Annotated in this window: 20 protein-coding genes; 14 read left to right on the plus strand and 6 right to left on the minus strand. The window is 73.4% G+C overall.

Translation table 11 applies throughout. The annotated features are described in order from the left end of the window. Positions 1-35 precede the first annotated feature (35 nt). Positions 36-659, minus strand: coding sequence for an NAD(P)H-dependent oxidoreductase (locus ABD160_RS02640; RefSeq protein WP_344017954.1), 624 nt, complete (start codon positions 657-659; stop codon positions 36-38). 195 nt (positions 660-854) lie between these two features. Between ABD160_RS02640 and ABD160_RS02645 the strand changes: the two genes are divergently transcribed. Then, positions 855-1739, plus strand: coding sequence for an alpha/beta fold hydrolase (locus ABD160_RS02645; protein WP_344017955.1), 885 nt, complete (start codon positions 855-857; stop codon positions 1737-1739). A 203-nt stretch (positions 1740-1942) separates the two neighbouring features. Here ABD160_RS02645 and ABD160_RS02650 read toward each other — a convergent pair whose 3' ends face one another. Further along, positions 1943-3010 (minus strand): AraC family transcriptional regulator, encoded by a 1068-nt coding sequence (locus ABD160_RS02650; RefSeq protein ID WP_344017957.1) that lies wholly within the window; start codon positions 3008-3010, stop codon positions 1943-1945. A 255-nt stretch (positions 3011-3265) separates the two neighbouring features. Here ABD160_RS02650 and ABD160_RS02655 point away from each other — a divergent pair, with 255 nt between their 5' ends. Next, positions 3266-3709: an SRPBCC family protein gene (locus ABD160_RS02655; protein ID WP_344017958.1), complete on the plus strand. Its 444-nt coding sequence runs from the start codon at positions 3266-3268 to the stop codon at positions 3707-3709. Positions 3710-3752: 43 nt separating this feature from the next. Here the strand turns inward: ABD160_RS02655 and ABD160_RS02660 are convergent, their stop codons facing one another. Next, positions 3753-5207: an amidohydrolase family protein gene (locus tag ABD160_RS02660; protein WP_344017959.1), complete on the minus strand. Its 1455-nt coding sequence runs from the start codon at positions 5205-5207 to the stop codon at positions 3753-3755. Between the two features lie 108 nt (positions 5208-5315). Between ABD160_RS02660 and ABD160_RS02665 the strand changes: the two genes are divergently transcribed. From ABD160_RS02665 to ABD160_RS02675, 3 genes are read left to right on the plus strand one after another with little or no spacing between them, the layout of a single operon-like run. Further along, positions 5316-6194, plus strand: a complete 879-nt coding sequence (locus ABD160_RS02665; RefSeq protein ID WP_344017960.1) for a LysR family transcriptional regulator — start codon at positions 5316-5318, stop codon at positions 6192-6194. Between the two features lie 31 nt (positions 6195-6225). Further along, positions 6226-7122: a fumarylacetoacetate hydrolase family protein gene (locus ABD160_RS02670; RefSeq protein WP_344017961.1), complete on the plus strand. Its 897-nt coding sequence runs from the start codon at positions 6226-6228 to the stop codon at positions 7120-7122. Next, positions 7119-8063 (plus strand): MBL fold metallo-hydrolase, encoded by a 945-nt coding sequence (locus ABD160_RS02675; protein ID WP_344017962.1) that lies wholly within the window; start codon positions 7119-7121, stop codon positions 8061-8063. The genes ABD160_RS02670 and ABD160_RS02675 overlap by 4 nt, the downstream gene beginning before the upstream one ends. On the opposite strand, the gene ABD160_RS02680 is transcribed toward ABD160_RS02675, so the two are convergent. Both ABD160_RS02680 and ABD160_RS02685 read right to left on the minus strand, forming a co-directional pair. After that, positions 8027-8287 (minus strand): FAD-dependent oxidoreductase, encoded by a 261-nt coding sequence (locus tag ABD160_RS02680; protein WP_344017963.1) that lies wholly within the window; start codon positions 8285-8287, stop codon positions 8027-8029. The genes ABD160_RS02675 and ABD160_RS02680 overlap by 37 nt on opposite strands. Before the next feature lie 228 nt (positions 8288-8515). After that, the gene (locus tag ABD160_RS02685; protein ID WP_344017964.1) at positions 8516-9850 is read right to left on the minus strand and encodes an SLC13 family permease; all 1335 of its coding nucleotides are present in this window, start codon (positions 9848-9850) and stop codon (positions 8516-8518) included. A 473-nt stretch (positions 9851-10323) separates the two neighbouring features. Between ABD160_RS02685 and ABD160_RS02690 the strand changes: the two genes are divergently transcribed. Together ABD160_RS02690 and ABD160_RS02695 are read left to right on the plus strand one after the other, a co-directional pair. Beyond that, positions 10324-10908, plus strand: coding sequence for a hypothetical protein (locus ABD160_RS02690; protein WP_344017965.1), 585 nt, complete (start codon positions 10324-10326; stop codon positions 10906-10908). 218 nt (positions 10909-11126) lie between these two features. Then, on the plus strand, positions 11127-13409 hold the full coding sequence (locus ABD160_RS02695; RefSeq protein WP_344017966.1) for a S9 family peptidase: 2283 nt from the start codon (positions 11127-11129) through the stop codon (positions 13407-13409). 24 nt (positions 13410-13433) lie between these two features. Here the strand turns inward: ABD160_RS02695 and ABD160_RS02700 are convergent, their stop codons facing one another. Further along, the gene (locus tag ABD160_RS02700) at positions 13434-14375 is read right to left on the minus strand and encodes an SDR family NAD(P)-dependent oxidoreductase (RefSeq protein ID WP_344017967.1); all 942 of its coding nucleotides are present in this window, start codon (positions 14373-14375) and stop codon (positions 13434-13436) included. A 78-nt stretch (positions 14376-14453) separates the two neighbouring features. Between ABD160_RS02700 and ABD160_RS02705 the strand changes: the two genes are divergently transcribed. The 7 genes from ABD160_RS02705 to ABD160_RS02735 all read left to right on the plus strand — a co-directional run bounded on the left by ABD160_RS02705 (position 14454) and on the right by ABD160_RS02735 (position 19864). Then, positions 14454-14996 carry a TetR/AcrR family transcriptional regulator gene (locus ABD160_RS02705; protein WP_344017968.1) on the plus strand — a complete coding sequence of 181 codons (543 nt, stop codon included), beginning with the start codon at positions 14454-14456 and terminating at the stop codon, positions 14994-14996. Positions 14997-15153: 157 nt separating this feature from the next. Further along, entirely contained in the window at positions 15154-15369 is a 216-nt protein-coding gene (locus ABD160_RS02710) for a hypothetical protein (RefSeq protein WP_344017969.1), read from the plus strand. A gap of 240 nt (positions 15370-15609) precedes the next feature. Continuing rightward, entirely contained in the window at positions 15610-16296 is a 687-nt protein-coding gene (locus ABD160_RS02715; protein WP_344017970.1) for a CPBP family glutamic-type intramembrane protease, read from the plus strand. Next, positions 16293-17972 (plus strand): CocE/NonD family hydrolase, encoded by a 1680-nt coding sequence (locus ABD160_RS02720; protein ID WP_344017971.1) that lies wholly within the window; start codon positions 16293-16295, stop codon positions 17970-17972. Before ABD160_RS02715 ends, ABD160_RS02720 begins: the two co-directional genes overlap by 4 nt. Before the next feature lie 138 nt (positions 17973-18110). Beyond that, a complete protein-coding gene (locus tag ABD160_RS02725) occupies positions 18111-18680 on the plus strand; it encodes a hypothetical protein (RefSeq protein ID WP_344018012.1) in 570 nt (189 codons plus the stop codon). Positions 18681-18729: 49 nt separating this feature from the next. After that, entirely contained in the window at positions 18730-19122 is a 393-nt protein-coding gene (locus ABD160_RS02730; RefSeq protein WP_344017972.1) for a hypothetical protein, read from the plus strand. A gap of 235 nt (positions 19123-19357) precedes the next feature. After that, complete coding sequence (locus ABD160_RS02735) at positions 19358-19864, plus strand: hypothetical protein (protein ID WP_344017973.1); 507 nt, start codon at positions 19358-19360, stop codon at positions 19862-19864. The last annotated feature ends 356 nt before the right edge of the window (positions 19865-20220 follow it).

Here is a 20220-nt window from a genome sequence, read left to right on the forward strand (position 1 = left end):
CTCGCAACGCTCGGCTGCGGTAACCCGTCGGTTGGTCAGGCTGTGGCGACGGCGGCTCCTTGGACGGCTGCGGCTAGCGACTCCATCTCGGCCGCGAAGGTGTCCGCCGTCGTCGCCTCCGACTCGAAGATCGTGGTCGCCGAGCCGACGGTCGCGCCGCAGAACCCGAAGATCCCGCTCTCGACCTGCACCCGGAGCGCCTCGGTGTAACCGTGCCGCCGGTACCCGTCGGCGTCCCCGCCGGCGATCGGGACCAGGTGCACGGTGGTACCGGTCAGCCGGGGCGTGATCCCCTGCTCCACCGAGTGGTCGAACGCCCAGCCGTTCACGAAGACCCGGTCGATCCAGCCCTTCAGCAGGGCCGGCATCGACCACCAGTACACCGGGAACACCAGGACCAGCCGGTCGGCGCGGTCGATCCGCCGCTGCTCGGCGACCACGTCGGCCGGGGCGGGGGCGGCACCGTGGTAGTGGCGGACGTCGTCGATGGTGAACGCGGGATCGAACCGCTCCCCCGCGAGGTCCGCCGTCTCGACCGATCCGCCCGCGCCCTCGGTCGCCCCGGCGATCTCCCGGGCGACCGCGTGGGTCAACGACCGGGGATCGGGATGAGCGACCACCACGAGGGTGTGCTGCCGTGCCTGCTCTGCTCTGCTCACGTGGTCGATCGTCGCCACCCGGGTCCCGCCGGGACATGGGCCGGACACCGGAGTTGCTGTCCCATCGTCTGCACGGACCGGGGCGCCCGGCTCGTCCGGTCCCCCACCCGTCGTGGCAGGTCGGGCCCTGGGGCGGGGGTGGTGGGGTGCGGTCCACTCGGTGTCCGCTTGTTCGCCTCATGAGGAGACAGAGCCATGGGACTCATCACCGTCGGTACCGAGAACAGCACCCCGGTCGAGCTGTACTACGAGGACCAGGGGGACGGGCAGCCCGTCGTCCTCATCCACGGCTACCCGTTGAACGGGCACAGCTGGGAGCTCCAGACCCGCGAGCTGCTCGCCGCCGGATACCGGGTCATCACCTACGACCGGCGGGGCTTCGGGCGCTCGTCGAAGGTCGGTACCGGCTACGACTACGACACGTTCGCCGCCGACCTGAACACCCTGCTGGAGACGCTCGACCTGAGCGACGTCGTCCTCGTCGGGTTCTCCATGGGCACCGGCGAGCTGGCCCGCTACGTGTCCCGGTACGGCGACGGCCGGGTCGCGAAGCTCGCGTTCCTGGCATCCCTGGAGCCGTTCCTGGTGGCCCGCGACGACAACCCGGACGGCGTGCCGCAGGACGTGTTCGACGGGATCGAGGCCGCGGCGAAGGGCGACCGGTACGCCTGGTTCACCCAGTTCTTCGACAACTTCTACAACCTCGACGAGAACCTGGGCAGCCGGATCAGCCAGGAGGCCGTCACCGGCAGCTGGAACGTCGCGGTCGGCAGCGCGCCGGTGGCGGCGTACGCCGTGGTCTCCTCGTGGATCGAGGACTTCCGGGCCGACGTCGAGGCGGTCCGGGCCGGCGGGAAGCCGGCCCTGATCCTGCACGGCACCGCGGACCGGATCCTGCCGATCGACGCCACGGCGCGCCGGTTCCGGCAGGGGCTGCCCGACGCGCAGTACGTCGAGATCGACGGCGCCCCGCACGGCCTGCTCTGGACCCACGCCGACGAGGTCGGCACGGCGCTGCTCGGCTTCCTCGGGTCGGCCGCGCAGGACCGCCCCGCGGTCGCCGCGGCGTCGGCCCGCTGACTCCGGAGGGCTCCGTCCGCGGTCACGCTCGGCGGCATCGGTGTCCACCCGGCCGTCCGTCGCCCTGACCGGCGTCGGCGTCCCGGTCCGCGGCCGGGGTCACCGCCGCCGGGCCGCCGCCCCGGCTCCCGGGTGCGGCGCACCCGTACCGGCACCTCTGGGGAGCGGTGCCGGTACGGCGTGCGGCGGTGGGTGCGGACCGGTCAGCCCGCGGTGCGGACCGGACCGGCGGCGGCCCCGCCGTCCTGCCGCGCCCGGGACGGGGTGCGGCCGGTCCAGCGCAGGTAGGCCCGGCGGAACTCGCGGGCGTCGCTGAACCCGACCTCGGCCGCGACCGCGCTGATCGGCACCGACGACCGGGCCAGCAGGAGCGTCGCGCGCCGCTCGCGGACCCGGTTCGCGATGTCGCGGAACCGCACGCCCGACTCGGACAGCCTGCGGTGCAGGGTCCGCTCGGTGACGTGCAGCCGTTCGGCGACGTCGCGCATGCTCAGCGGTCGCCGGAGGTGCCCGGCCATCATCATCTCGATCGAGGCGACCAGGTCCGACGGCGGCTCACCCTGGGCCGACATCGTCCGGCACGCCTCGAGCGCCGCCCGCCGGGTCGGCTCGTGCGCGGTCGCGAGCCGCCTGCGCAGCAGCGCCGACGGCAGGACCAGGGAGTTCGTCGCGGACCGGAAGCCGACCGGGCACCGGAAGGTCCGCCGGTAGTGCGCGGCGTGGACGGGCGGCGGGTAGGTCAGCGCGACCCGGGACGGCACCCAGGACTGCTCTCCCAGCATCGACCGGATCATGACCAGGGTGCTGGTGAGCGCCTCCTCGCACAGGAACGCCACCAGGTCCGGGTCCGGCCAGCGTTCGCGGAACCGGATCGCGGTGTGCTCCCCGAGGTCCTCCAGCTCCATGTCGAGCAGGCTGCCCGCCGTCTGGTGCAGCTCCTCGGCCAGGGCGAGCGCATCGCCGAGGGTCCCGGAGGCCCGCATCGCGACGCCGAGCAGCCCGAACGACAGCAGCGCGTCCCGCTCACCGATCTCGATGCCCAGCGGGCCCCGGTCCAGCGCCGGGAGTGCCCGGCGCAGCACCGTCCGGACCTGGTGCAGGGACACCAGCACGCCCGGGGCCTGCAGCAGGCCGGGTTCGAGGCCGGTCCCGGAGAACCACGGGATGACCGACGATCCCTCCCGGCGCCCGACGTCGAGGACCCCGGTGAGGACCGTCGGGGGGATCACGGCCCTGCCCGCGGGATCGAGCACTGCATCGACCGACGTCATCGGTGTCCTTCCTGTTCGTACGGCCCACGACGGGCCGGACCGGCGGAGCGGGGGTACTCCGCGCCGACGCCAGCGTCGTCGGGGAGCCGGTGGAGCCGCGTCGGTAGAACCCACGTAGGTGCCCCGCCGGCCGCACCGGTCCGGTCCGCCCCCCGCCGTGACCGGTCGCGCCCTGGGTGCGACGGCGCCCCGGATCGTCTACTCGTGCCGGTTCACCGACGACGGCCGCGGCGACCGGATCCCGAGAGGACCCCCATGCCCACCATCCTCAGCCACACGATCGACATCCAGGCTCCCGCCGACCGGGTCTGGGCGGTCCTCACCGACACCGCCGCCTACCCCACCTGGAACCCGTTCATGACCAGGCTCGAGGGGGATCTCGTCGTCGGCGCGCGGCTCGCGGTGACCGTCGTCCCACCCGGCGGGAAGCCGAACAACTTCTCCCCCACCGTCACCGAGGTGGAGCCCGGCCGCAGGCTCGCCTGGCTCGGCCGGCTGCTCGCCACCTGGATCTTCGCCGGCGCGCACTCCTTCGAGGTCCGCCCGCTCGGCCCCGGCGCCACCCGGTTCACCCAGTCCGAGCGGTTCTCCGGACTGCTCGTCCCGCTGCTGCGCAGCACGTTGCGCTCCACCGAGGCGGGCTTCGCGGCGATGAACACGGCCCTGGCCGAGCGGGCCGAGACCGGCGTCCGCCACTGACCCGGTCCGCAGGCCGGTGTCCCGTGGGGCCGTGACCGGCCGGTCAGGCCCGGGCGGCCTGCACGGCCCGGACCGCCTCGTCGTGCCAGCCGCGGGCGATCGGCTCCAGCGCCTCGAAGGCGCCCGGCGGGGTCCCGGGCAGCTCCCGGCCGGCGTCCCGGATCCGGCCGAGCACCGCATCGGCGGCCGAGTCCGCCTCCGCGGTCAGCGCCGGCAGGTCCACCCCGGTCAGCACGCCGTCGCGCTTGACGATCCGGCCGTCCACCAGCACCGTCCGTACGTCGGCGGCGGTCGTCTGGAAGGCCAGCGTGGCGTACGGGTCGATCCGTGGGTGCTGCTCGACCGCTCCCCCACCGACCAGCTGCAGGTCGGCCCGCTTGCCCGGGGTCAGCGAGCCGATCCGGTCGCCGAGCCCCAGCGCGTCGGCGGCGTTCACGGTGACCCAGCGCAGGGCCTCCTTGGCGGTGGTCGTGACGGCCTCGGGCATCGCGTTCGCCCGGTTCACCGCCTCGGTGGCGTCCCAGCGGTCGAAGGCCAGCCCGAACCGCAGCTCGTGCCAGAGATCGCCGGAGTTCAGCGAGATGACGTCCGCGGACAGCGTCGGGGCGAGCCCGTGCCGGCGGCACCGCTCGAAGACCGGCCGGCCCATGCCCATGTTCAGCTCGGTCTCGACCGAGATCGACACCTTGCCGCCGCTGCGGGCCAGGGCGCTCCACTCGTCGTCGTCGAGGGTGTTGCAGTGCACGTGCACCATGTCCGGGCCGAGCAGGCCGAGCGCGTCCAGCTCGGTGACGCCGCCGGTCAGGACACTGCCCCAGACGCAGCCGGTGTGGTTGACGATCAGCGCCCGGCGCTCGCGGGCGGCGGCCAGCTCGGCGACCGTCCGGTCCCACGGCAGGCCGAACAGCTCCGAGAGCGAGACCCCGAGCGTGAGCAGCCCGTCGGAGGCGAAGTAAGTGTCGGCGATCCGGTGGAAGTCGGCGAGCCGCGCGGCATGGTCCCCGAACCGGCTGGCCTCGGGGGAGCTCTCGAAGAACCCGTAGCAGAACGCCGCGCGGATCCCGGTGTCCCGCAGTCCCAGCACGGCCGCGTCGGAATGGTCGGGCGTGTTGTTGCAGTGCGAGAAGTCCAGCAGGGTGGTCACCCCGGCGTTCAGCGCGTCGAGGGCGCCGAGCCGGTTGCCGAGCCGCACGTCGTCGGCGGTGTAGGCGGGCGAGATCGCGAGCCGGATCCCGAAGTAGTAGTCGCCGAGCGTCCAGTCCCCGCAGATCCCGCGGACCAGCGACTGCCAGGTGTGCCGGTGGGTGTCCACCAGGCCGGGCAGCACCAGATGGCCGCTCGCATCGATCACCTCGGCATCGGTCACCTCGGGATCGGTGGGTGACGGGCCGACGGCGACGATCGTCCCGTCCTCGACGAGGACGTCGCCGGTGGGCAGGTCGCCGAGCGCGGGATCCATCGTGAGGACGTGGCCACCGCGGATCAAGGTGCGTGTCATCGGGCCAGCGTGGCCGCGGGCCGGGCGCCAAGCATGTGCCGAAGAGGTTGCGATCCGGACGCCCGGGCGTCGTACCATCGCGCGAGGGTTCACGAGGTGGTGAGGGACATGGACGTCCGCGCTCTCCGGTACGCGGTCACCCTGTCCCGCACGCTCCACTTCGGACGTGCTGCGCAGGCGCACTTCATCGCCGCGCAGCCGTTCGGCCGCCGCATCCAGGCGCTCGAACGGGAGATCGGCACGCCGCTGTTCGCCCGCACCAGCCGCCGGGTCACGCTGACCCCGGCCGGCGAGCATTTCCTGCCGCGGGCCGCCACCGTCCTCGCCCAGCTCGACGCGCTCGTCGAACAGGTGGAGGGCCCGCCGCACGACTCGACGCTGCTGCGGATCGGCGTGCTCGGGTTCGGGTTGGCCGACCTGTGGCCGACCGTGCGCGCGCTGGTCGAGGCCCGCTGCCCGTCGCTGGACCTGGTCAGCGTGGAGCTCGACTGGGAGAACCAGTACGACGCGCTGCGGTCCGGCGAGGTCGACGTCGCCCTCGTGCACGATGTGGGCGGGGCGGACGACCTGGTGCTCGACCGGGCGCTGCAGCTGGACCGGTTCGCCGTGGTGCCGGCCGGTTCCGAGCTGGCCGACGCCGAGCGGCTCACCTTCGCCGACGTCGCCGACCACCGTTGGGTCGCCCCGGTCGGTCCCCAGCCCGGGCTGGCCGACTGGGGGGCCGCCGGCGACGGCCGCGGGCGGGTGGCGGTGCGCTCCCCCTCGGGTGTCCCCACAGCGGTCGCGACGAGCGGGCGGCTGGGGCTGCACGCCGAACCCGCCCGCCGGTACTTCCCGCACCCCGGGGTCCGGTACGTACCACTGGAGGGACCGAAGGCGGGCATCGCGGTCGCCAGCCGCCCGGCGGACCGGCGCGAGGCGGTGGCGGTGTTCCGGGCCGCGGCCCGCGCGGCGGCCACCGCGGATCGCAACCTGATCGGGCCATGATCCGGTGGGCGGTCCCGGCCAGAGTGATGCCATGCGATGGAGCAGCTACGCCGAGGCGGACGGCACGGAACGCGCGGCGGTCTGGCGGGACGGCCGGCTGCACCCGGCGGACGCACCCCTGATCGACCTGCTCGGCACGCTGGACGAGGCCGCCGCCCGGGTGCCGGCCGGGCCGGGGATCGACCCGGACACCGTGCGGCTGCTGCCACCGGTGCCGCGGCCGCCGTCGGTGCGGGACTTCATGGCGTTCGAGGAGCACGTGGTCACCGCGAGCGCCGCGATCGGGCTGCAGGTCGATCCGCTCTGGTACCGGCAGCCGGTCTTCTACTTCACCAACCCGGCAGCGTTGCGCGGCGCGCACGACCCGGTGCCGGTCGCCCCGGGCAGCGCGGCGTTCGACTACGAGCTGGAGATCGCCGCCGTGATCGGCCGGGAGGGCGCCGACCTCTCCCCCGCCGAGGCGGTGGCGCACGTCGCCGGGTACACGCTGTTCTGCGACTGGAGCGCCCGCGACCTGCAGGCCGAGGAGATGCGGCTGAACCTCGGGCCGGCCAAGGGCAAGGACTCGGCGTCCAGCTGCGGGCCGTGGATGCTGACCCCGGACGAGCTGCCCGCGGCCGCCGCGATGACGGCCGCGGTGAACGGCCGCCGGTACAGCGCGGGCCGCCTCGACGCCCTGTACTGGAGCTTCGGCGAGATGATCGCCTACGCCTCGCGCGGCACCCGGGTGCTGCCCGGCGACCTGATCGGCAGCGGCACCGTCGGCACCGGCTGCATCCTCGAGCTGTCCCGGGTGCACGGCGCCGACGCCTACCCCTACCTGGTCCCCGGTGACCGGGTCCGGCTCGAGATCGACGGGCTCGGCGCGATCGACGCACCCGTCGTCCCGGGCGCACCGGTCCGTCCGCTGCGGAAGGAGCACGCATGAGTGCGCACACCCACGACATCACCGTCCCCGGCCCGCCGCGGCTGGAGGAGGTCTCCGACGGCATCCACGCCTACGTGCAGCCGGACGGCACCTGGTGGATCAACAACACCGGCTTCGCGGTCGGCCCGCAGGGCGTGGTCGCGATCGACTCGTGCTCCACCGAGCGCCGCACCCGGGCCTTCGTCGACGCCATCGGCTCGGTCACCGCGGCACCGGTGCGGACCCTGGTCAACACCCACCACCACGGCGACCACACCTTCGGCAACGCGCTGTTCGACACCGCGACCATCGTCGCGCACGAGCGGGCCCGCGCGGAGATGATCGCCTTCGGGCCGCCGCGCGAGCTGCCGTTCTGGCAGAACCCGGACTGGGGCGACCTTCCGCTCGATCCGCCGTTCCTGACCTTCACCGACGGCGTCACGCTGCACCTGGGCGAGCTGCGGGCCGAGGTCCGCCACGTGGGGACGCCCGCGCACACCACCAACGACTCGCTGGTCTGGTTCCCCGAGCGCGGCACCCTGTTCTGCGGCGACCTGGTGTTCAACGGCGGCACCCCGTTCCTGCTGATGGGGTCGGTCGCCGGCGCCGTCGACGTGCTGGAGAACGTGGTGGCGCCGCTCGGCGCGACCACCACCGTCCCCGGCCACGGCCCGGTCTTCCACGGCCACGGCCCGCTCGACGACACCCTGGACTACCTGCGGTTCGTGCTCGATCTGGCGGCCAGGGGCCGGGCCGCCGGGGTCACCCCGCTGCAGGCCGCGCGGGACACCGATCTGGGCCGCTTCGCCGGCTGGCCGGACGCCGAACGGATCGTCGGCAACCTGCACCGCGCCTACGCCGAGCTGGGCGGCCTGGACCGCGGCGGGGCGATCGACGTGTTCGCGGCGCTGGGCGACATGGTCACCTACAACGGCGGCACGCCCCTCACCTGCCTGGCCTGACGGCGATGCCGCGCTCCCGGGGAGATCTGCGTCGCGACGCCGGCCAGGGTGGAGAAGTTGTAGCGCACGATCGCGCTGGAGGCGCTGGTCGAGCCCTCGCCGGGACCACCGGCCCGGTCGACGACGGTCACCCGCCGGCCCGCCCTGGCCAGTTCCAGCGCGATCGCCGAGCCGATCACACCGGCCCCGATCACCACCGCGTCCGCACCGGTCCGCGTGCCCACCGCCACCACCGTCCTCTCCGTCCCCGACCGTCACCGTCCCGGTGACGGGCCGAGTCCGGGTCGGCGGGGGTGCCGGAGCAGCCGCGGATCGTCACGTCCGGGAACGGACGCGCACGACATCGGTCGCCCGCACCGACGACCGACGGCACGGGGTGCAGATGGAGGCCGACGTCCGCTGACCGGGCCGGCCCCGCATACCGGCGGCGCCGGGACCGGCCCCGCCGCCCGTCAGAGCACGACGAACAGCATCGACAGCAGCGGCCCGATCACGATCATCGCGATCCCCCAGGCCAGCAGCCACCGGAAGACCTTCGTCCGGTCCTCCTCCGGGGTCGCGGCGACCGTGAGCGCACCGACCGAGCTGAACGGGCTGGTGTCGGTCAGCTTGATCGACAGGCAGATGGCGATCACCACCCCGGTCGCCGGCAGGCCGCCGACGGCGATCAGCGGGATCGCCAGGGTCACGCCGGTGCCGATCGCGGCCGGGCTGGCGGCGAACATCGAGATCAGCGCGAGCCCGAGGCAGATCACCAGGATGGCCAGCAGCGGCGAGCCGATCCCGCCCAGCGCGTCGCCGAGCCGGTCGAACGTGCCGACCCGCTGCATCACGCCGATGTAGGTCATCAGCCCGCAGACCAGCAGGATGATCGGCCAGGCGATGCCGTCCGTCGAGTTCGGACGCGGGAACAGCACGTGCAGCAGCAGGCCGACGCCCAGCGCCAGCGCCCCCAGGTCGAAGCCGAGGCCCAGCGCGCCGACCAGGACGACGGCCAGGCCGGCCAGGGTGCAGGCCACCGGCAGGTCGATCGGCGCCCTGGCCGGACCGGCGGTGTCGGTCCCGGCGGCGTCGTCGGCCCGGTCGGGACCGTCGGCCAGGTCGGGACGGTCGATGCCGGCCGGGCCGGCCCCGCCCACCCCGACCGCCACCGGCCGGGCCGCCTCGACCGGCGTCCGCCGCCGGAGCAGGACCGCCTGCACCGCGACGACCGCGGTGGCGATCACCGTGTTCCCGACGACCATGCCGGCGAACAGGCCGAGCGGATCCGGCTCGATGCCGCCGTTGGCGAGGCTCTCGTTGGCGATGATCGCCAGGACGTTCACCGGCGAGAAGCTCCCCGCACCCACCCCGAGCAGGATCACCAGACCGGTGGTGAACGAGGGGATGCCGCACTCCCGGCCGAGCCTGATCGCGACCGGGGCGAGTACCGCGATCGCGGCCTGCGACGGCGCCCCCAGCGCGGTCAGGAACACCGCACCGGTGTACGCACCGACCGGCACCGCGAGGCCCCGGCCCTGCACCAGTGTCGACGTCGCGCCGACCAGCCAGTCCATCGTCCCGTTGCTGCCGGCGACCGAGAACAGATAGGTCACGCCGAGCAGCAGCAGGAACAGCGAGATCGGGAACCCGGACAGCAGCTCGGAGACGTCCTCGTCGCGCAGGTACAGGCTGCCGAGCAGGAAGCTGGCCAGCAGGCCGAGCGCCCCGATGTTCGCCTTCGTGGTGGTCCCGATGACGAACACCGCCAGCAGCAGCAGGCTGCTGACCAGGTCCACGGTGGTCATCGCGGACACCCCGGGCGTCGGACGGGGAGCGGATCGAACGGCATGCGGTCCTCCTTGACGGCGATGCTCCGTGACACGGTCCGCGGGTACGGAACCGTGGGGTGCGCGTCGGGCGCCGGCGCTGCGGCCCGTGCATTAGTTTGTATACGTACGATCGACGACGAAGCTAGAGACCCCACCCGGTGGACGTCAAGTGCCCGAACCGCCTACGCCGGATGCACGCACGCCGCGGAAGTCGGCCCTCCGAGCACGGCGACCGCGGCAGGACCACCAGCCGTCGCACGGGAGCCACCGGGAGAAGCCACTCTCCGGCCCGCCGAACCCGTGGCCCCCGAAAGGGCCGAGCCACGAGAAGACCAGTACGCGGCACGCGCCGCGCACCGTGCACGGCATTCGCAATTTGCGGGAGCGACCGTTCGCATCTCATTTCGTGACAGGCATAGCGTCCTCGGCGACTTCGCTACGCTTTCCGGATGGAACCGGGAGCATGGGCGGACTGGGTCAACGCCGTCGGGACCTTCCTCACCTTCGGCGGCGCAGTCTTCGCCGGCGTGGTCGCTTTCCGCAGTTACCGGACACAACGGGCAGCCATGGACAGGCAGCTCACCCGGTACGCCGAAGAGGAGCGACGTCGCCACGACGAGCAGCGTTCGAACCAGGCGAGCAGGGTCGCGTTCTGGATCTACCGTGGCCGCTACCGCTGGTACGTGAACGGCGCGAATACCAGCGGACTCCCCGTCTTCCGTCTCGTCCTCCGCGTGTACTGCGACGACCCGGAATTCTCCGTCGCGGTCGAGCGCGGCACCCAGGGACCCGACGACAGCGGACGAAGCAGAAAGCTCAGCAACGCACTGGAAACCGTGTTGGCAGAGCGCGGCGCGCTCGACGTCGACCCGGCGGGAGTCCACATCGACATCGCGTTCACAGACGCCGCCGGGGTGCGATGGCTTCGCACGGAGGACGGCCGGCTGCGCATCGTCGACGACTCGTTCATGTTCCCCGACGTGGAAGAACGCCTCGTCGATCGCCTCGTTCCCGTGCGGACCGACGAGCAGTGACACGCTGCGTACGGCCCCTGTCCCGGCCGCACCGGCTTCGCCCTGAACGGCATGGTGCCCACACCGCCCCGGAGAAGGTCGTCGGAGCGCTCCACAGGTGCTCGGCGTGAACACCCGGCCGGGTTGCGCCGGCATGTGATCCGCGTCGCAGCCACCTGGACCCCGACGTGACGTCGGGGTGTTGCCTCGTCGTCCCCGGCACCCGACGAGGAGGTCCCATGACCGACCAGGCCGACCGCATCCGGCTCACCGACGCCGACTACGCCCGTGCCGAGCAGATGCTCGCGCCCTACCGGGCCCGGCTGGTCCCGACCGCCGCCGTCGTACCGCAGTGGTCGGCCGACGGCACCCGGTTCCGGTACCGCTCCGGCGGGCGGTACGTCCTGGTCGATCCCGCCGCGGGCACCCGGCGGGACGCGTTCGACCACGAGCGGCTGGCCGCCGCGCTGTCGGAGGCGTCCGGGCACGCGGTGGCGGCCGACGACCTGCCGCTCACCGCGGTGGAGTTCGACCTCCCCGGCCGGGATCCGGACGTGGTCCGGTTCTCCGCCCTCGACGCCGGATGGGAGTGGTCGGACCGGGCCGGGACCTGCACACCGGTCGAGGCGGCCGGTCCGCCGGTGGGGCCGGGCGAGATCCTGTCACCGGACCGGACCCTGGTGGCGTTCCGGCGGGACGGCGACGTGTGGGTGCGCAGCCGGGACGGCCGCGAGGAGTTCGCGCTCACCGACGACGCCGAACCGCACCACGACTACGGCGGCTTCCCCGAGGCCGGGACGAAGCTCAAGCTCCCCCTGCTGGGGATGGGCTCGCTGCTGGTGGCCGAGTGGTCGCCGGACTCCACCCGCCTGATCACCCACCGGATCGACCAGCGCGGGCTGCCCGAGCAGGTGCTGGTCGAGGCCGCACCGGAGGGCGGAGGCAGGCCGGTGGCGCACCGCATCCGCTACCCGATGCCCGGCGACGACGCGCAGGCGACCGTGACGTGGCACGTGCTCGACGTGCGCACGAGGCAGAACGTGGCGGCGTCGGGCGGGCCGGAGGTGCTCGGCCAGTACAACCTCGCCCGGCGGTGGTGGACCGGGGAGGACGGCGCGGCGGTGCACGTCCTGCACCAGTCGCGCGACGGCCGCACCCTGGAGCTGCGCCGTCTCGATCCGGCCACCGGTGAGCTGACGACGCTGATCACCGAGACCGGCCGGACCAGGGTCGATCCCTCGCCGTACCTGCACGTCCCGCCGCTGGTGCGGGTGCTGGACTCGGGCGAGATCCTCTGGTGGTCGCAGCGCGACGGCTGGGGCCACCTGTACCGCTACTCCGCCGACGGCGAGCTGCTCGGCCGGGTCACCGGCGGGCAGTGGCTGGTCCGCCGGGTCCTGTGGGTCGACGAGGACCGCGGCCGGGTGTGGTTCCTGGCCTGCGGGCTGAACGACGACCCCTACCTCCGGCAGATCTGCCGGGTGGATCTCGACGGCGGCGGGTTCGTCCGGATCACCGACGACGATCTCGACCACGACGCGGTCGCCCCGCCCCGGGGCGGCTACCTCCTCGACCGCGCCTCGACCGTCAGCATTCCGCCCCGCGCACGGGTGCTCGGCGACGACGGCCGGGTGCGCGTCGAGCTCGAGGCCCCGGACACGGCCGCGCTGGAGGCGGCCGGGTGGAGCCCGCCCGAGCGGTTCCGGACGACCGCGGCCGACGGGCGTACGCCGATCCACGGGCTGCTGTGGCGCCCGCACGGCTTCGACCCGGCGCGGCGCTATCCGGTCGTCGACCACAGCTACCCCGGACCCAACATCCACCGGGCCTCGCCGGCGTTCGGCGACCTGTTCACCGGCGAGCCCGAGGCGCTGGCCGCGCTCGGGTTCGCGGTCGTCGCGCTGGACGGCCGGGGCACCCCGGTGCGCAGCGCGGCGTTCCTCGACCAGTCCTACGGCGATCGCGGCGTCACCGCGGCACTCGACGACCACGTCGCCGCCATCCGCGAGCTGGGCCGGCGGCACGCCTGGCTGGACACCGGCCGGGTCGGGATCACCGGCCACTCCGGCGGCGGGTTCTTCACCGTCCGGGCCATGCTGACCCGTCCCGAGCTGTTCTCGGTGGGCGTCGCCCAGGCCGGCCCGCACGACTTCTCGATCTACCTGCCGTTCTGGGTCGAGCAGAACTACGGGGAGCTCACCGGTGAGACCCGTCGGGCGCTGGTCAACACCGTGCACGCCGGCAACCTGCGCGGGCGGCTGCTGCTGATCGACGGCGAGCTCGACGACAACGTGCTGCCGCACCACGCCATGCGGCTGGTGGACGCGCTCATCGAGGCCGACGCCGACGTCGACATGCTCGTCGTCCCGGGCACCGAGCACGACTTCACCGGCCGCCGGCACTACGTCACCCGGCGCACCTGGGACCACCTGGTACGCCACCTGCACGGCACCGAGCCCCCGGCCTACCGGCTCGCACCGTTCCCCGAGATGCCCGAGTGGGCCGTCCATCCGGCCGGCTGAGCCCGGCCCCCGGCCGGGCCCGCGCTACCGGTGCCGCTGCGTCGCACCCGCTTCGATCCCGGCGATCCGGAGCAGCTCGGCGGTGATGCGCTGCGCCTCCCCCGCCGGCGGACGAGCGGTGCGGGCGACCGGCTCGAGCCGGGTCGGTACGCCGCGCACGGCACCGGCCGGGCCGTAACAGCTGCCGCCGACGGCGTCCGGATCGGCGAGGGCACGCACCGCGGACCAGGCCGCGGCGTCCTTCCCCTGCGCCCAGGGGGTGAACGGGTTGCGCTGGTAGCGGATCGCCGGATCGGCGATCCCGGCCCGGACCGGGGTCTTCGCGTCGACGCCGACCCCGGGATCGGACACGATCGCGTCGACCGGGACGGCGTCCGCCCGGAGCCTGCGGTCCAGCTCGTAGGCGTACACCTCGAGCGCGGTCTTGGCCTTGACGTAGGCGGTGATGCTGAACCGGGGCACCTGCAGGAGGTCGTCCAGGGACACCGCGATCCGCCGGACGTAACCGGTGCCGGCGAACACCAGACGCCCCCGGCCCTGCTGGGTCGCGGCGGTCCGGGACAGCAGCGGCAGGACGGCGGAGGCGAGCGCGACGTTGCCGACGGCGTGCGTGCCCATCTGCACCGGGAGCCCGTCCGCGGTGACCCCGCGGACGGTCGCGTCCGGGCCGGCGTTGAGGAAGATCCCGTGCAGCGCAGGGATCGCGGCGAGCCGGTCGGCCGCTGCGGAGACCGACTCCAGCGACGCGAGATCGACGACGACGGAGCTGAGGGTCGCCGCCGGGACCTGCTCGGTGATCCTCCGTTCGGCGACGGCCAGCTTCTGCGGGGACCGCCCGAGCAGCACGACGTGGGCGCCCGCGGCGGCCAGCTGCTCGGCGGCGAAGTAGCCGATTCCGGCCGTCGCGCCGGTCACGGCGAGCACTCGGCCGGACTGGTCGGGAAGGGCGTGCGGGTTCCAGGGCATGAGCACTCCAATCGGATAATCTATCCGTCTCTTCGACTGTAGCGGATGGTTCATCCGGTTAAGAGGTAGAGTTGCGGCATGCGAGCGCCGCGATCCGATGCCCGACGGAGCCGTCACCGGATCCTCGAGGCCGCGCGGACCCGGAACCTCGCCGACCTGCGCCACAACGACCTGGCCCGGGCGGCCGGCGTCGGGGTGGCGACGGTGTACCGGCACTTCCCGACCGTGCAGGCGCTCGTCGAGGCGCTCGCCCGTGACGCCCTCGAACAGCTCGACACCGCCTGCGCCGAGGCGATGGCGACGAGTGATCCGTGGGAGGCGCTGGCCGGGCTCGTCGACCAGGCCCTCGACCTGCAACTCCGCAACGACGGTGTGCAGGACGTCCTGGTGCGCGAGGCGGGCCACACACCGGAGGTCCGGGAGATCATCACGGCGATCCTCGACCGGTACGACGCGGTGCTGCGCCGGGCGCACGAGGCGGGGGTGGTGCACCGCAGCGTGACCGCGCACCGGCTGAAGCACCTGATGTGCGGGGTCGAGCACGCGATCCGGCTCGGCGTGCCCGAGGACCGCCCCGCACTGCAGGCGGCGCTGCTCCGCGGGATCCGGCGCGCGGGGTGACCGCGGCCCGGCCGGCTGGCCGGTCGCGCCGTGCACGCCCTCCGGGCGAGCCCTGTCCTGGACCCGGCATTCGGCACTGGGCACCGCGACGGCCTGCCCGACCGGGCCGGGCGATGCAGCCCCGATTGCGCCTTCCCGGCGAGCAGGCCCGCCACCGGTGGCATGCCCGCTCGGGGCGGAGCGGGACCGGCGGACCGGCGAGTGGCACGGGGCCCTGGCCGAGCAGGATAGTTGGCCGTTCGGCACCGTCGACGTGGTGCTGCGCGGCCCGCGGTTCACGCTGACCCTCACCACCCCGCCCGAGGGCACACCCATGCTCGACGAACTGCTCCCGGCCGGCATCGACCGGAGCCACGACGCGACAACCCGGTGAACCCCGGACCTCACGGCCCTCGTCCGCGGCCGGTCGGGGCATCCGGACCGGCGCCGAGCGATGGCATCGGAGCGACAGCACGGTCACGCCGGCGGCCAGAACACACGATGCTCTCCTGCTGGCGGCCCCCACTCCTCGTGCCGGAAGCCCCCCATGCCGGTCGCCGCTCATGCTTCGGACGCCCAACGTCAGTCCGAGGATCGATCCGGGCAGCCGGGTGGCCTTCCTAGCGTCCGTTGCATGTTGACAGCGATCCGCGAGAAGCCCACCGAGACCATCCGAGCCCCCGGCTGGGGCGAGCTCGTGGCGGGCCTGGTCCTGATGGGTCTGGCGCTGTACCGGCTGCCCCCGGTGATCCGGGACAACGCGGCCGCGCTGGGCTCCTGGGCGGACGTCGCGCTGCTCACGTTACCGGCCCTCGCCGCGGCCGGCGGGTTCCTCGGCGCCACCCGCCCCCGGCTCCGGTCGCTGCGCGCCCTCGGGATCCGACGGGCCTCACCGGGCGCCCTGCTCACCGGCGCCGGGGTCGGCATCGTCGCCCTCGCGACGACCGTCGGCGCCACCCTCGGGCTGGAGACCCTGGGCGTCCCGCTGGGCGCCCCCCGGCCTGACACGACCGTCGTGGGCCTGGTCGTCCTGGGACTCGCGATCCCGCTGACCCAGGAACTGCTGCTGCGTGGGCTCGTGACCACGGTGCTGCTGCGCTACGGGGCGGTCGTCTCCGTGGTGGGCAGCGCGGTGCTCTCGGGCGCGGCCGCGACGCTCGTCCTGACCTTCCTGCCCACGGCCTCGCTCGGCGTCGTCGCCGCCGTCGTCGTCGGTCTCCTGGCCGCGATCCTCCTGCGGCGCACCGGGTCCGTGTGGCCCGGGGTCGTCGCTCACGTCGTCGCCAACTCGCTCGCTCTCACCCTGGTGCTGCTGTCATGAAGAAGGCTCTCCCGACCGGCGTCCTCGCCCTGGCGATACTCGCCGGCTGCGCGAACGCACCGACCCCGGCGCCGGCCGCCGTGGTCGCCACCGACACCCACTCGGTCACCCACGCCGAGAACGACCGCGTGCCCGAGGGCGCCCGCTGGACCCAGCACTACTTCCCCACCGCCGACGGCGTCGAACTGCACGCCGACGTCCTGCTCCCCGAGGACCTGCCCGCGGACGGCCAGGTGCCGCTCATCCTCTCCGCGGGCGCCTACTTCGGACACTCCGGACAGCTTACGATCGACGGCTTCGCGCACACGGGCCCGTCCGAACGGTTCGCGGACCTGACCGGCGAGGGCCGGCTCCTGGAGCGCGGCTACGGCCTGGTGATGGTCGACTCCCGCGGGTTCGGCGGCTCCACCGGCTGCACCGAGGCCATCGGCGGACCCGCCGACCAGGCCGACGTCACCGCCGCCCTGGACTGGGCCTCGACACAACCGTGGTCGACCGGGTCGATCGCCATGTACGGCAAGTCGCTGGACGGCATCACCGCACTCGTCGGGAACAACCTGCGCCACCCTGCGCTCAAGGCCGTCGTGGCGCAGGAACCCATCTGGGACGTCCGGCGCAACCTGCGCTCCGGCGGCGTGCCGCGATCGACGGTCACCTCCGTGCCCACCATCTACAACCAGATCGCCGCCCAGGCCCAAATGCCCGACGACGACCCCCGGTACCTGAGCAACGCCGCCTGGGACACCGCCACGGGACCGCACCCCGAGTGCCCGATCCTCAACACGGCGTCCTACATGGACCCGAACCCGGACTCCGAGACCTGGAAGATCCGCAACCTCGCCGAACGGGCCAAGGGCACCACCACCCCGATCTTCCTCACCCAGGGCTTCCTGGAATGGAACACCGAGCCCGAGGGCATGGCCGAGTTCCTGACCAACCACCAGGGCCCGAAACGGGCCTGGCTCGGCCAGTGGGACCACAAGCGCGGCGGCGAACGCACCGCCGACGGACGACTCGAGCTGGGCCGCGAAGGCTGGTTCGACGAGGTCTTCTCCTTCCTCGACCAGCACGTACGGGGAATCCCGCCGACCACGCAGTACCCGGCCTTCGCCATCGAGGACAGCACCGGCGCCTGGCGGGCCGAACAGAGCTGGCCACGAGCCGACCGGAACGCCACGGTGCAGGTCGGCGGCGGGACCTACACCGACGACGGCGCCGCGTCCTCCTACGTGCAACGATCACATCCCGTCGGAGCACCCACCCGGCTCACCGGCACCCCCCACATCGCGGTGACCGCCCAGGGCACGGGCAACCTGATGGTCCGACTGCACGACGTCGCGCCCGACGGACAGGGTGTCATCGTCAACCAGCAGGTCTCGGCGCTGGAACAGGGCGACACCGCGGTGCAGCTCAAGTCCATGGACTGGACACTGCCCGCCGGACATTCGCTCGCCGTCGAGATCGGCACCGTCCAGCCCGGCATCCCCACCACCAACGACTGGCTGCCCACCACCTCCGGGCAGCAGGTCACGGTGCAGGGCGCCCGGCTCGACCTCGACCTCGACGACCCCTCCCGCGACGTCGGCACACCCGGCACGCCGGCACCGTGGGCAGAGCTCTACCGGCTGAGCCAGGTCTCCGCCCCGGTCGGCCCACCCACCTTCACCCTGCCCTGACGACGCCCCAGCCGTCGCCGCGGCGCTCACCGACGCCCGCCGCGGCGACCGGCCGTGAGCGGCAGACCGTTCGCGGATCGGCCCGCACGAAAGGTGCCCCTCGTGTCCCACCCGCCCACGGCGACCGTCAGCAGCGGCATGCTGCGCGGAGGCGCCCTGACCGAGGCCGACGCGTCCCTCGGTGTCCCCTACGCCGCAGCACCGTTCGGCGCCCACCGGATGCGGCCGCCCCGGCCCGTCCCGCCGTGGCGCGGTGTCCACCACGACGCAGCGCTACCTGCACCCGGATCAGGCCGCGGTGTCGGCCGCCGGGGTCTCGCTGACGGCCTTCCTGCGGGCCCCGCGGTCCCCACATGGTCCCCAGGAGGCTGCGGGACGACCAGCATGATGATCGACACCCGGACAGCGAAACAGCCCGCCGACCTGGTGGTTTCCCAGATCAACGGGCTGTTGTTCGGCCTGTCGGGACGACAGGATTTGAACCTGCGACCCCTTGACCCCCAGAGATCTCACAAGGGCGATGCGGCGCCATCGGCGCCTACAGATCCCCACGTCGAAGCGGGTGTAGCGCCATGCGGCACCACACCCGCCGGTGCGGGATCACATCCCCCGCGCGCTCACACGCGCACACACATCGCGGGGTGCCGATCCGTCCGAATCGGACGGACTCGCACTCTATCTCGTGAGGCTCCGCCGCCTCGCTCGTGACGATCGCCAGGCACGGCGGCGAGCCGATCCCGGAGGGTCAAGACCGACCATGCACACCCCTGAACACCCCCGCTACCAGGTCCGGCCCGACGGCGGGGCCGCCGCGATCACCGGCCCGACCACCGGCGAGTTGCTGCGGATCACGGCGTTCAACAACGCGCTGAACCAGGACCAGGCATGCGCCGTCGCCTCGATCCTCGCCAACGTCGAGGTGATCGACGGCAACGGCTCGACCATCCCGGCCGACCAGAAGGCGGCCCTGCTCGACGCGGTGATCACGACCTACAGGGGCGAGCTGCAACGGCTGGCTCACGCCGAGGGGGCGCCGCCGTCGCCGACGGGCACCGCGGCGGCCCGCCGCGCGGCCAAGGTCGAGGCCGTCGGGGGCGCCGACAACGTGACCCCGATCCGTCCGGACCCGGCTCCGGACGAGACGGCCTGAGACCGGTCTCGTCAACGACGCGGGCGGCACCTCGAACGGGGTGTCGCCCGCTCTGCTCTCACGGGTGGACCGCGAGACCGAGCGGGTGGCCGGGCCAAGCCGAACCACCGCCGGGCCACCCCTGGACCACCCCCGGTCCGGGCACCGGACCACCCCGCCGATCGGTGTCACCCACCAGCGTGGACGGGCTGTCGTACTGGTCTCACCGCCTCGACCATGGTGGCCGGAGGCGACGATGACAAAGAAGATCAACAAGGCGTTCGTCGAGAAGTGGGCCGGGCGCTACGACCCGATGGTCGACGCCCCCGTGCTGCGCGACGTCCACCCCGCTGTGCACGACCGCGGCTACTTCACCAAGGCCGAGGGCGAGGCCGTCATGAAGTGGAAGTCCAACCGGACGCTCCCCCTGTTCCAGGAGAACGCCGAGGACGACGTCGAGGCGATCACGACGATGGCGCTCGGTGGACCGGACCGTCTCGCTCACCGTGTCCTGCGCCTGCTGCGCGGCGTCGGCAACCCGGTCGCGAGCGCCTTCCTCACCGTCGCCGACCCGACCCGCTTTACGGTCGTCGACTTCCGGGCGATCCGCGCGCTGCAACAGCACGGCGAGCAGGTCGCCGACGATCCGTACTACCGCGAGTACGTCGACCTGTGTGCCTCCATCGCGCGTCGCTGTGAGACGGACCTGCGGACGCTCGACCGAGCGCTGTGGCAGTACGACAAGGCCACGAACGGCAAGTAGCGCGACGACCGGGACCGACGGCGTCGCCCCACCACCAGGGGCGGGCGGCCCCGGCCGCGCGGCCCGATCATCGGCGAGGTGGTGACCCGTTGCGGCGCGGGCGCGCCGGTGGGCGCCGGGACCAGACCGGGTCCGCCCGGTCGCCGGTCCGGTCCCGGACAGGTGCACGCGGCCCGTCGGGCGCCGATGTTTGCCCGGGGAGGTCGCAACACCGACCGACGGGCCGCGCACCACCAGGATCATCCGGTGCTGCGGCCGGTCCGGTGAGGCGCGCGGCGCGCCGACCACATCGGCGCGGGCACCTGGTCCACAGTGATGGTGTCCGGGGGCGCAGCCGACCCCGGTGCCCGCACACC

This window comes from Pseudonocardia kongjuensis (assembly GCF_039526905.1).
Taxonomy (GTDB): domain Bacteria; phylum Actinomycetota; class Actinomycetes; order Mycobacteriales; family Pseudonocardiaceae; genus Pseudonocardia; species Pseudonocardia kongjuensis.